Source organism: Streptococcus sp. (genome assembly GCF_019414905.1).
Lineage (GTDB): Bacteria > Bacillota > Bacilli > Lactobacillales > Streptococcaceae > Streptococcus.
This window is the reverse complement of the sequence record NZ_DXLC01000107.1, coordinates 1-10,886: the sequence shown is the minus strand read 5'-3', so window position 1 is coordinate 10,886 and position 10,886 is coordinate 1. Positions and strand designations below refer to the sequence as shown.

The following is a 10,886-nucleotide window of genomic DNA, read 5'->3' as shown; positions in this document are numbered from 1 at the left end:
TCCTTGTTTCGTCCGATAACAGGATCCAGCTTGCCCTCACGCGCTTCTGCTGTCAAGTTTCGACCCAGTTTAGCAAGGACACCATCTTGTTTCATACCTGATGCCTGTTGTTGCATTTTCATATCAGTTTCTGCATTTCTTGGTAAGTGACCAGTTGAACGATAGTGAGCAAATTCCTCAGGTGTGACTTCACGTCCATTAATCAAGTAACGGCGATTTTCAGAACTATATCCTCGCATACCACCCATCAATTGGTTAAATAAATCATCCATGTTGTTAAAATTATTAAAGTTGTTGTTCATATTCTTTACCTCTTTTTGTTTACTTAGTTATAATTACTGATATTGACTATCTTTGACCTTTGTTTTAAAAAATTTAGACTAGCTAAATCGCTACTCTACGTACTATTTCTGGTTTTTCTTTTTCAAGCAGGAGTAGACTATCTTTACTTCTGAAGATTTCTAGATTAAACATAGACACACCTCTTTCTACTTTACTTTAAATAAGTGTTCTAGTAAGGCTTTCATTTACCTTACGTTTATAATATACTACATTAGTCAGAAAAGGTCAAGGATTTTGACTTTAATTGACCAATATTTTTTAGAATGCAAAAACACCCTGAAACGTCAGGGTGCCATTCTTACATCAAATACAAAATTGCTAGGGTCAAGAGACTTGCTAATAGCCCTACTCCCCAAAAGAAGAAGTCAACCTTCCACTCGCTCCAAGGATTTCCTTTACCAGACAATCCTCCAAGCTCAAAATGGTGATGCACAGGCGTCATACGGAAAATACGTTTACCACCTGTCAGTTTGAAATAGCTGACTTGCATCATGACCGAAGTTGTTTCAAAGACATAAATAATTCCGATAATCAAGAGAGTCCATTCTTGGTGGAGGGCCATAGAGATAGCTGCCAGCATTCCACCTAAGGCCAAACTTCCCACATCCCCCATAAAGACTTTAGCAGGCTTATGGTTAAAGACGAAGAAACCAAGCAAACCACCAATCATGGCAAGAATCACTAGAAGGATATCCATCTGACCTTGCACATAGGCAATAACTCCATAGGCAGACAAGCTAATCACAACGGAAATACTAGCTAGACCGTCAATACCATCTGTCAAGTTGACTGCGTTTGAAAAACCGACTAGCCAGAAAAGAGCGAAGATAATATAGAAAATCCCTAAATGCACTTGGTAGCCAAAGACAGAGAGCATATCGCCCCCACGCTCATAAAAAAGGTAGAAAATGACGCCACCTAGCAGCTGAAGAGCCAATTTCTGTTTGGGATTAAGGCCCTCATTGATTTTACGGAAGACCTTGAGGAAGTCATCTAAAAAACCAACCAAACCATACAAGACCAAAATAAACAAAACCATACCGACATTATTGGTCAATTGTTTTGAAAACAGAGCGACGAAGAAACTCACAACAACTGCAGCAATGAGGAAAACAAGCCCCCCCATTGTAGGAGTCCCAGCTTTTGCCTGGTGCTGTTTGACATCCTCATGCATCTGCTGGCCTGTAATTTGCGCCTTTCTATAAAATTGGATGAAGGCCGGAATTCCCACTAAAGTTAGTAAAAATGTCACAATTCCAGCACTGATGGAACTAATCATGTTAATCTCCTAAAGTTAATTTAATTTTTTTAATGTTTTTGATAGCTGTATTGGTCCGAACGTCTTGCTTTTGGACGACGGAACCTGAACCTTCAAATTCTAGCTCAATATCCAACCATTTAGCAAAGGCCTCAGCAGTCTCTTTTTTCCAGCCATACATATCTGGAATTTCTTCTACCTTATCCGATAAAAGGAGAACTTGTTGGTTTGGTGCAAGATTTTTTCCTTCTTCTACAGAAGTCTCTTTAATCTTTGTTCCAGTACCAACAACGATTGGTTGCACAACATTTCGACGTAAGGCTTCCGACAAATCACCAGGTGAAATATCCTTGATGCTAGGCATTGCATACGAAGATTCTGTCGTCACTTGATCTAAATTCTTAGCTGGAGATTGAAGGTTCAGAGATTCTTTCATCGCTGAAGCCCGCTCCAAGATTGGATTGGAAAACTCTCCCAACTGGACAGCTGAATAATGCTCAGGCTGTTGAACCGTTACATACAAGATAAAATCAGGATTTTCAGCAGGATTCATAGTCACAACTGAGAAAATATAATTGGTAGAACCAACCAAGTAGCCTCCATTTTTCTCATCAGCGATTTGAGCCGTACCGGATTTAACTGCTACATTTTGTCCAGGAACTGTTATAATTGGCTTTCCTGTTTGGTGATTATACATAGTTCCATATAGAGGGTCCGTCCCAACTAATATCATGTTAGTACGAGTCAAGCTTGCTGCATCTTCAGATACAGGTTTTCCTACAATCTCTTTTTGAGACTTTCGTACAGACTGATTGTTAGTATCATAAATAGCACTTATAAATTTTGGCTCCAGCATAACTCCATCGTTGGCAATGGCTGTAAAAGCACGTAGCATCTGGGTCTGCGTTACAGAAATCCCCTGACCAAATGCACTCATGGCAATATCAACAATATTATCTGCAGGCAATTGACCTGAATACTCATCAGTCAGACCAAAACGCGTCGGCACCCCAAACTTAAAGCGGTTTAGATAATCCAACCAAGTAGCATCTCCCATTTTTTGTTCAAGTAGACTCATTCCAACATTACTGGAGTGAGCGAAACCTTGTAAGAAAGTCATCATCCCACCAGTCGTCAAACCACCATTAACATCCCAATCTCGAATTGTCGCATCCGCTATTTTTAATTCACTACTATTGAAAACTTCTCCTCCTGGGAAAGTGTTATTGTCAATAGCAGCAGCTAGTGTCATGACCTTCATAGTTGACCCTGGCTCATAGTTGCTTTGATAGAGGATATCACGCCAAACAAAGTCCTTGGTCAACCCTTCCTTAGTATCGGCATCAAAGGTCGGCCGTTGCGTTGTTGCAAGAATTTCCCCTGTTTTGGCACTGACCAAGGTTGCTGTCATATACTTGCCTTTTACTTTTTCTTGAAAGGCATTCATCTGGGTCTCCATGAAGGACTGAAGGGTGCTGGAAATAGTTGTATAAACATCCTTGCCATCTACCGTTTGCTGGGAAACTTGTTCTGTTCCAGGGACAATATTACCCAGACGATCTTTTTCATAGGTAATAATACCGTCTTTCCCTGCAAGAATACTGTTCAAGGAACTCTCCATCCCAGAAGTTCCCAGCAAACTCTTGCTCCCATCTTCATTTTCATGGAGTTGAGCTAAACCAATAAAACTAGAAGCGAATTGTCCATTTGGATAGCTTCTGTTAGGGCTAGTTGTAAAGTCAATTCCTTCAACACTAGCGTCTTTCAAATCCTTTTTAATAGCCATCATATTGGCATAGGTAATCCCATTTCCTTTGGCACCAAAAGAAACTTGAGTCAGATTCGGTTGAGACAATTGTTCTTTAACATAAGCCTCGTCCATATCCAGATACTTATGGAAAACCTCTGCTACCTTATTAAACTGGGCATCTTCTACATAAAGAATTTTACCAGTTGCTGATTTGTATTTTTTATCAATAACAGCATAGACATTATAGGAGGTTGCGTCCTCAGCAATCGGGACTCCATTTCGGTCATAAATAGTCCCACGTTTGGCAGGGACTGTACGGGTTATTTGGTGAACTTTCTTGGCCTCTTTGACTAGATCCGTTCCAAATTTACTACCACTCCCGATAATAACAGCAAAATTAACCAAAAAGACAGCGAAAAGTACGACAGCTAACAAGCTGATGTACTTCCCTACTATTTTACGGTTTTCTGCTGGAGATTTACGGTTTCTAATCGCAAATCGGGTTATTCTTTTTGTCCACTTCATATCTTACTCCGCTGATCGAATATTCTCGTTATTCAATTTTAAGTCCTTAGAATTTGCGATTTCTTTCAAGCGTTCTGCCCTCAACAATTCATTTACCTCTTGTTTGGCATCATCTAATTCTGTCTTTTTCTCCTCTATCTGCGCATTGATTTTTGTCAGATCATTTTGTACTTGTAGGAGTCGAGTCTGCATAAAGATAATACTAAGCGCCAAAACAAGAGCTGTAAACGCAATGGAAAGATAAAAAGCCTTCTCCACACGGGAGAATTTTTTTATACGATTCTGCAAGAATTGACTGGTTGTTTCTTTTTTATCTACCATTTTTTCCTCTTACTTGTGAATTTTTCTGGCCACGCGCAACTTGGCTGAGTGCGAGCGGTTATTGGCTTCTAATTCTTCTGCGCTTGGCAAGATTGGCTTACGGGATACCAATTCCATCTTGGGCTTGAGATCATCTGGGATGAAGGGCAAACCTTTGGGAACTTCAACCGTTGAAGCTTCCTTGAACAATTGCTTGGTCAAGCGGTCTTCTAGCGAATGGAAGGTAATCACTGAGATTCTACCATCTAGAGCCAACATCTCCATAGCCTGCTGGATAGATTCATCTGCGGCTCCCAGCTCATCGTTGACTTCAATCCGAATAGCCTGGAAAATTTGCTTAGCAGGATGCCCCTTCTTCTTAAGTTCCTTGGCAGGTTTGGCCGACTTGATAATCTCTGCTAACTCAGTCGTAGTCTCGATAGGCTTGACTTCTCGAGCTTGCTCAATCTTACGCGCAATCTGTTTAGAGAATTTATCCTCACCATACTTGAAGAAAATACGAACCAAGTCATGATAGTCATAGTGATTCACCACTTCATAGGCTGTCAAACTAGCATCCTGATTCATGCGCATGTCCAGTGGCGCATCCTTTTTATAAGAAAAACCACGCTCACGCTGGTCCAGCTGAGGACTAGATACTCCCAAGTCATAACAAATTCCATCAATTTCCTGAACACCAGCTTCGCGCAAACGTGCCTGCAAATGACGGAAGTTATCCTTGATAAAAGTCACCATCCCCTTTTCAATGTAAGGTGCCAAGCGTTCTTGTGCATTGTCAATGGCATTCTGGTCCTGATCAAAGGCATAGAGATGGCCTTTTTCACTTAATTTACTCAATAAATATTCGCTATGGCCTGCTCCACCCAAAGTCGCATCAACGTAGATACCGTTAGGCTTTACGTCGAGCATATCAATCGTTTCGCGGAGTAAGACCGTTACATGATGAAATTCTTTTGTCATATCTTATCTATTTTACCACAAATCCGACCAGCTTGCACTAGTCAGACAAATAGGCAAAAAACAAGTAAGATTTCTTTAAGAAATATGTCAAATATGCTTGACATTCAATCTATAGAAGAATATAATATAGTCAAATATATACGACACAAATCAGAAAGGAGAACAGATGAACCGTGTGAAAGAATTTCGCAAAGAACTGGGCATTTCCCAGCTCGAGCTCGCCAAGGATATAGGTGTCTCGAGACAAACCATCAACATGATTGAAAACGACAAGTACAACCCAACTCTGGAACTCTGTCTCAATCTCGCCCGCAGCCTCCAAACTGACCTCAACAGTCTCTTTTGGGAGGATGATTTTTAAAAAAGGAGCCAACTCATGAAAAAAGAAACCTTCACTGAAAAACTAATCAAACGCATTTATGGCATTTCTGGCCCTCTTGACGAACACAAACGGCGCGAAGCTGACCGTATCGGTAATAAAATCTTTGTGATTCTCTTTTACCTCATGACTTTAGGTAATCTTATTCCCTTTGTCCTTGCTTATAAATATCCGCAAATTGTCGCTATCGGCTATCCTATTGTGATATTCGGCATTTCGATGATTTCTGCTCTCTATGTACTCTCCCAAACCAAGAAAACAGGCATCACAGCCATTGATCCAGATATGCTGAGTGAAAAAGAAAGTAAGCAACTACACTACCCTGGTCTGAAAGCAGGTTTGTTCTTTGGCCTATGGATGTTTTTTATAACGCCTCTCCTCCATATACTGCTAGGTGAGAGTCAGGACTATTTTCAGTCTCTTCTCACTATAAGAAATGCTGTATCAAGCATTCTAGGTTCTGTCTTCTTCGGAGCGAGCATACAGTTTCTCATCTCCCGTCGCATTGCAAAAGCCAAGGAAGACCAGAATAATGATTAGGAGGAAACTCATGAAAAAAGAAAAGAAACAGTCACGTTATCCTGGTCTGAAAGCAGGTTCGATTTATGGAACAGTGATATTTTTTATAATTCCACTCATTGATACCCTAACAAGTGAAAATTCAAATTTTATCAGTTCTCTTCTAAATACAAAACATATTTTTAAAACTATACTGGGAGCTTTCTTTTTCGGAGTGATGATACATATTGTCGACTCACTTCGTATTGCAAGAGCTAAAAAAGACCAGGATTAGGAGGTACCTATGAAATCATTGCTAACTTTACTTACCTATCACATTTTGTTCAGTTCTCTGCTCATCTTCATCATCGTTTCAGGGAATTTGCCAATCGACGAGACATTCCTCGTGCTAGTCTTTATTCTAGCACTTAACAAAGGACTGACTTATCTAAAGATTGACTCCCCAAAAACGCGCACACTTAACTTAGCACTGTACTTTATGATTCTATCTTTACCACAACTGATGCTCATCTCAAGCGGTTGGAAATATTATTTACTGCTCACTATCGCTAGCCTTTCTTCTATCATTTATCTTTATTATCTCTATCAATTCGTAAAAGAAAGTCAGTAAAACTGCTCATTTAGGAGGTTACTAGTATGAAAAAAGAAGACTTCACCACTCGCCTACTTCGAAATCTCTTTCACATCCAAGGCCCTTTTGATGAATGCCGACAAGAGATTATCTACAAGGCTTGCGCCCGTTCCATGATCCAAATCGTTTATTCTTCCTTCTTCCTCTTCTTGTTTTATCTCTTATTTGGACGCTTCATAGAAGCTGTTCGCTATGCCATGCCCTACGTTTACTCTGGACTCATTTTTTTCATTACTTTAAAAACTCAAAGAGCCGTCAAAGAACTCCATCTGGAAAAAGATGATAAGTCAGAAATCATCCTTAAAACCTACAGCAAGAGCCAAATCAAATTCCGAAGCTGGGTTGTGTTTATTGGCCTTCAGATTGGCCTCTTTACCCTACTCATCTTTCATAAAGTCTTCGTTCAGCAGATGTCCCTTTCAGATTTTGTGAAGTTACTCATGCAATTCGATAAAAGTGTTCCTTTACTGATGTATGGCCTGATTATCGGTAGCATTTTTGGAACCCTGACCTACGGCTTTCTATCACTACAGGAGGAAAAAACTCCTAAAAATACCAAACAGAAGGAGAAAAGCAAGCAATGACTTCACTATACGATTTTTCAGTCTTGAACCAAGACCATCAAGAAACTCCCCTAGATGCCTATCGTGGCAAGGTTCTCTTGGTTGTCAATACTGCTACCGGATGTGGTTTAACGCCCCAGTACCAAGGACTCCAAGAACTCTATGACCGCTATCAAGATCAGGGATTTAAGATTTTAGACTTCCCTTGCAATCAGTTTATGGGACAAGCACCAGGCAGCGCAGAGGAAATCAACAGCTTCTGTAGCCTACATTATCAAACTACTTTCCCACGCTTTGCCAAAATCAAGGTTAACGGTAAGGAAGCAGACCCTCTCTATGTTTGGTTGAAAGAACAAAAATCTGGCCCACTAGGAAAACGAATCGAATGGAATTTCGCTAAATTTCTCATCGATCGTGATGGGCAAGTCTTTGAACGCTTCTCTTCAAAAACAGACCCAAAACAAATTGAAGAGGCGATACAAAAACTACTATAATTCACAATCTCACTATTATTAGTTCTCCTTTAGCCTAAGAATAGTGAGATTTTTTGATTGGCTTTGACTTAAATAGAAAAACACCCCATGATATGAAACATGAAGTGTTGTAAAAATGATACATTCATAGCAGACAAGGCACTACTGACTGCTATTCTTGACTCCTGAGTATGTATAGGTCCTATTTCTAGGACACGCTTTTTCCGTTACCACCCTAAAATAAAAGCTATGCTCCCGCCCATCCTTGGCATTTTCCTTGTTTAAGACAAAGTAGTTTTTCTGATTCATCGCCATGGTTCGTAGAATGTCATCAATCAAGAAAGTCAAAGGTACGTTCATGGCAGAGTATTTTTGAAAATCCTCTTCAAAACGAATATAGTCATCTGAAAAATAATCCATCTGCAGTTTGTTTTCATACAACTCTTTTCTAGTCATAAACTCCCTCCTCCCACAGCCGAATTTCGAGGATATCTGCAACCTCTATCAACCTATATCCCTCGTTTGTCCTAATAGATAGAGTCTGATGTGATAACTCCCTCACCTCACCGATGATAGTCGCCTTCTGCCTCTTTTCCTTAACCACAAATAATCCCTTTAGCTGGCTAATATAAAGCTGAGAAAGTAAATGTAGTTTCTCAACTGGGTCCAAATCTATCGAAAAATCAACACGTTTTTTTTCTTCCCTAAGCGAACTGGTATGTTCTGAAAGGTAAAATCCCATCCATTTCTGCATACCTGGATCTTGATAATCTCGCGCGGATTGAAAGGGTAAATAAGAACGATCAATCATTTTAATCCATCTAATCCTCCAGCAGAATGTCCCCCAATCAGCTTGCTTCTAGCAAGACTCCTAGAGGCTTCTTCCAGTGCATTGGCTCTTAAAAGGGAAGTGAAACCAAATTGTTCCCGAATGGAGTCAATGGCCGTCTGGAGCCTTTCTTCTTTTTCTAACTTATCAACATCATCAAATAGGGAAATCAAACCAAAGGACTCGTCTACAAAGCCTGAATAGTTTACTCCGACACTTCTGACTGCTCCTGAAGTGTATTTGTTATGAAATAGCTTCAAAACATAATCCGTTAAGACAGCTGTATTATTGGTCGGTTCGACCTTCATTTGTGTGTGAATAGACGACCTAACCTCCTGTTTAGAGAAACCGACATAGATAGAGACAAGGGTTGTTTTCTTTCCAGATCTTCTCAGTCTAATAGCCACCTGCTCCGCCATTTCTCGGAGAATAATTTCAATATCCCGTAGCTTCACGTAGTCTCTCGGCAAGATTTGAGAATTCCCCAATCCCTTGGATTTGGCTTTATAGGGCTTATGAACATTGCTCTCATCAATCCCGTTAGCATGAAACCACAAACGCAAGCCAGCCTGACCCAGAACTTTCTTTAGCTGGTCGGGATTGCTGATTGCCAATTCCTTGATGGAAAAAATCCCCAGAGCATGCAAGCGTTTCTCCATCCGCCTGCCAATTCCCCAAAAGTCGGTCATCTTGGGAATGGACCAGACCTTCTCTTCCACATCCTGGTAAGACCAGTTGGCCCTCATGGTTGGAGTGTGCTTAGCCTCATTATCCAGAGCCAACTTGGCCAGTAAAGGATTGGCATTTGACATACCTACTGTAGAGTAGATTCCTGTCTGCCTCCAAATATCCCTCTGAATACGAGCAGATAGCAAATCCAGCTTGTCTTTGCGAGAGAGACTCTTATCTGGGATGAAATAGTTGAGCGAACTAGTCAGGTCAATAAAACCCTCATCGATAGAGTAGGGATAAATATCATCTGGACTGCCATAATTCTGAAAGATTCGCTGAATTTCCATATTGACTGCGATGTACTCATCCATCCTGGGTGGCACAATCAAGGTCACTTGAGCCCAATCTTCGATGTAGCGAACATAGTCTGAGTCGGTAGGTAGCCCTTGCTTTCGAGCATTGTAATAGGAAAATTTTCGCGTTTTGATATCAAAAGGCAAATCATAGGCCCGACCAACATTTGACTTGCCAAAAATCTTCTTAAACAGGGGAGAGGAGGCTAGGATAAGACCAGTTGAGTTATCCGCGCGACTCATGACACAAAGCGAGGTTTTCAGCGGATGTAAGCCCCTTTTCACACACTCAACACTAGCATAAAAGGATTTCATATCGACAAAGGCAATGTCACTTTGGGGCTCTCTGGAATAATCAAAGTAGCCCATTGACTAGCCCTCCATCGGTACAAAATTCCCAACGATAATGCCAACAATCCGAGGATCTTCCTCATAGGAGATGAAAATATCCTTGTATTTAGGATTGATAGAGACCAGACGCAATCCATTCTCCTCTCGATAGACCCGTTTGATATAGGTCTGGTTGTTGCAAACCACTGCATAAACCGCCCCGTCATAGTCAAATCCTGTCTCTCGAATCAGAGCTACTGAACCATTTTGGTATTTAGGTTCCATGGAGTCCCCAGACACCCATGACGCAAAATCATGAGCCAATTCCTCATTAAAGTAAACCGTATCAAAATTCTGATCATCGTAGACCGAAGCCCCAATACCTGCTGACATGCGTTCATAAACACGGTACTCGTAGAGGCGCTCTGGCATAGCTATCACTTTCTGGGCTTGCTCCTCTTGAGATAGGTTGCGAGCATAGAGAACAACCTTCTCCTGCCCTTGCTTGGAGAGGCTATGGTAGAGACGGACAATCTCGATCTGAGTAAAATATCCTTTTGGCACTTTTAAAATATTCTCTAACTGAGTAACTTTCTCCTTGGACGGTTCCTTGACTCCACGTTCCCAAGCTGAGTAAGCTTGGAAACTAATCCCAAGTTGCTCTGCAATTTCCTTCTGTGTCAGTTTTAACTCTTTCCTCCGAGCCTTTAATTTTTCTGGCTGATACATACTTCACCTCCTATTATGATGCTTTAATGGACACTATCTCCCTTAGAAAGACTAATCGATGCTTGAATCCATAATTTCAAAACTCAACCATTATGGTTTAGTTTTATTATATAAAAAAAGTAGACAAATGTCCACTAGGAAAAGCAGAAACATCGTGAGTTTTATACTCAATGAAAATCAAAGAGCAAACTAGGAAACTAGCCGCAGGTTGCTCAAAACACTGTTTTGAGGTTGTAGATAAGACTGACGAAG

General features: G+C 40.7%; 14 protein-coding genes and 1 pseudogene. 6 read left to right on the top strand and 9 right to left on the bottom strand.

Going from position 1 to position 10,886, the window contains the following annotated elements; translation table 11 throughout:
- The 5 genes and pseudogenes from QZ359_RS03285 to rsmH form a co-directional block, all read right to left on the bottom strand.
- A pseudogene (locus QZ359_RS03285) lies at positions 1-302 on the bottom strand (ATP-dependent Clp protease ATP-binding subunit); the annotation flags it as partial.
- Positions 303-640: 338 nt separating this feature from the next.
- Positions 641-1,621, bottom strand: coding sequence for a phospho-N-acetylmuramoyl-pentapeptide-transferase (gene mraY / locus QZ359_RS03280; protein WP_293959447.1), 981 nt, complete (start codon positions 1,619-1,621; stop codon positions 641-643).
- Between the two features lies 1 nt (position 1,622).
- Positions 1,623-3,875, bottom strand: coding sequence for a penicillin-binding protein PBP2X (gene pbp2X, locus QZ359_RS03275; protein WP_261048430.1), 2,253 nt, complete (start codon positions 3,873-3,875; stop codon positions 1,623-1,625).
- A gap of 3 nt (positions 3,876-3,878) precedes the next feature.
- Positions 3,879-4,196, bottom strand: a complete 318-nt coding sequence (ftsL, locus tag QZ359_RS03270) for a cell division protein FtsL (protein ID WP_000227822.1) — start codon at positions 4,194-4,196, stop codon at positions 3,879-3,881.
- A 9-nt stretch (positions 4,197-4,205) separates the two neighbouring features.
- A complete protein-coding gene (rsmH, locus tag QZ359_RS03265; RefSeq protein ID WP_261048432.1) occupies positions 4,206-5,156 on the bottom strand; it encodes a 16S rRNA (cytosine(1402)-N(4))-methyltransferase RsmH in 951 nt (316 codons plus the stop codon).
- A 166-nt stretch (positions 5,157-5,322) separates the two neighbouring features.
- On the opposite strand from rsmH, the gene QZ359_RS03260 reads away from it, so the two are divergent.
- Genes QZ359_RS03260 through QZ359_RS03235 form a run of 6 tightly spaced genes read left to right on the top strand, consistent with a single transcriptional unit; the run spans position 5,323 to position 7,742 of the window.
- A complete protein-coding gene (locus tag QZ359_RS03260; protein WP_001082470.1) occupies positions 5,323-5,517 on the top strand; it encodes a helix-turn-helix transcriptional regulator in 195 nt (64 codons plus the stop codon).
- Between the two features lie 15 nt (positions 5,518-5,532).
- The gene (locus QZ359_RS03255) at positions 5,533-6,075 is read left to right on the top strand and encodes a DUF3278 domain-containing protein (RefSeq protein WP_261048434.1); all 543 of its coding nucleotides are present in this window, start codon (positions 5,533-5,535) and stop codon (positions 6,073-6,075) included.
- A gap of 10 nt (positions 6,076-6,085) precedes the next feature.
- Entirely contained in the window at positions 6,086-6,328 is a 243-nt protein-coding gene (locus QZ359_RS03250; RefSeq protein WP_293959405.1) for a hypothetical protein, read from the top strand.
- Between the two features lie 9 nt (positions 6,329-6,337).
- Complete coding sequence (locus QZ359_RS03245) at positions 6,338-6,664, top strand: hypothetical protein (protein ID WP_293959403.1); 327 nt, start codon at positions 6,338-6,340, stop codon at positions 6,662-6,664.
- Positions 6,665-6,690: 26 nt separating this feature from the next.
- Positions 6,691-7,269 (top strand): DUF3278 domain-containing protein, encoded by a 579-nt coding sequence (locus QZ359_RS03240; RefSeq protein ID WP_293959401.1) that lies wholly within the window; start codon positions 6,691-6,693, stop codon positions 7,267-7,269.
- Complete coding sequence (locus QZ359_RS03235) at positions 7,266-7,742, top strand: glutathione peroxidase (protein WP_293959399.1); 477 nt, start codon at positions 7,266-7,268, stop codon at positions 7,740-7,742. Before QZ359_RS03240 ends, QZ359_RS03235 begins: the two co-directional genes overlap by 4 nt.
- A 141-nt stretch (positions 7,743-7,883) precedes the next feature.
- Here QZ359_RS03235 and QZ359_RS03230 read toward each other — a convergent pair whose 3' ends face one another.
- The 4 genes from QZ359_RS03230 to QZ359_RS03215 are packed head-to-tail and all read right to left on the bottom strand — an operon-like array spanning position 7,884 to position 10,634.
- The gene (locus tag QZ359_RS03230; protein ID WP_023945290.1) at positions 7,884-8,177 is read right to left on the bottom strand and encodes a DUF5960 family protein; all 294 of its coding nucleotides are present in this window, start codon (positions 8,175-8,177) and stop codon (positions 7,884-7,886) included.
- Positions 8,170-8,532: a hypothetical protein gene (locus QZ359_RS03225; RefSeq protein WP_293959395.1), complete on the bottom strand. Its 363-nt coding sequence runs from the start codon at positions 8,530-8,532 to the stop codon at positions 8,170-8,172. Before QZ359_RS03225 ends, QZ359_RS03230 begins: the two co-directional genes overlap by 8 nt.
- The gene (locus QZ359_RS03220) at positions 8,529-9,944 is read right to left on the bottom strand and encodes a Y-family DNA polymerase (RefSeq protein WP_293959393.1); all 1,416 of its coding nucleotides are present in this window, start codon (positions 9,942-9,944) and stop codon (positions 8,529-8,531) included. The genes QZ359_RS03225 and QZ359_RS03220 overlap by 4 nt, the downstream gene beginning before the upstream one ends.
- A gap of 3 nt (positions 9,945-9,947) precedes the next feature.
- Entirely contained in the window at positions 9,948-10,634 is a 687-nt protein-coding gene (locus QZ359_RS03215) for an XRE family transcriptional regulator (protein WP_033678242.1), read from the bottom strand.
- Positions 10,635-10,886 lie beyond the last annotated feature (252 nt).

Coding starts and splice junctions, on each gene's coding strand:
- mraY (WP_293959447.1), bottom strand. CDS start 1,621: ATGATTAGTTCCATCAGTGCTGGAATTGTGACATTTTTACTAACTTTA.
- pbp2X (WP_261048430.1), bottom strand. CDS start 3,875: ATGAAGTGGACAAAAAGAATAACCCGATTTGCGATTAGAAACCGTAAA.
- ftsL (WP_000227822.1), bottom strand. CDS start 4,196: ATGGTAGATAAAAAAGAAACAACCAGTCAATTCTTGCAGAATCGTATA.
- rsmH (WP_261048432.1), bottom strand. CDS start 5,156: ATGACAAAAGAATTTCATCATGTAACGGTCTTACTCCGCGAAACGATT.
- QZ359_RS03260 (WP_001082470.1), top strand. CDS start 5,323: ATGAACCGTGTGAAAGAATTTCGCAAAGAACTGGGCATTTCCCAGCTC.
- QZ359_RS03255 (WP_261048434.1), top strand. CDS start 5,533: ATGAAAAAAGAAACCTTCACTGAAAAACTAATCAAACGCATTTATGGC.
- QZ359_RS03250 (WP_293959405.1), top strand. CDS start 6,086: ATGAAAAAAGAAAAGAAACAGTCACGTTATCCTGGTCTGAAAGCAGGT.
- QZ359_RS03245 (WP_293959403.1), top strand. CDS start 6,338: ATGAAATCATTGCTAACTTTACTTACCTATCACATTTTGTTCAGTTCT.
- QZ359_RS03240 (WP_293959401.1), top strand. CDS start 6,691: ATGAAAAAAGAAGACTTCACCACTCGCCTACTTCGAAATCTCTTTCAC.
- QZ359_RS03235 (WP_293959399.1), top strand. CDS start 7,266: ATGACTTCACTATACGATTTTTCAGTCTTGAACCAAGACCATCAAGAA.
- QZ359_RS03230 (WP_023945290.1), bottom strand. CDS start 8,177: ATGACTAGAAAAGAGTTGTATGAAAACAAACTGCAGATGGATTATTTT.
- QZ359_RS03225 (WP_293959395.1), bottom strand. CDS start 8,532: ATGATTGATCGTTCTTATTTACCCTTTCAATCCGCGCGAGATTATCAA.
- QZ359_RS03220 (WP_293959393.1), bottom strand. CDS start 9,944: ATGGGCTACTTTGATTATTCCAGAGAGCCCCAAAGTGACATTGCCTTT.
- QZ359_RS03215 (WP_033678242.1), bottom strand. CDS start 10,634: ATGTATCAGCCAGAAAAATTAAAGGCTCGGAGGAAAGAGTTAAAACTG.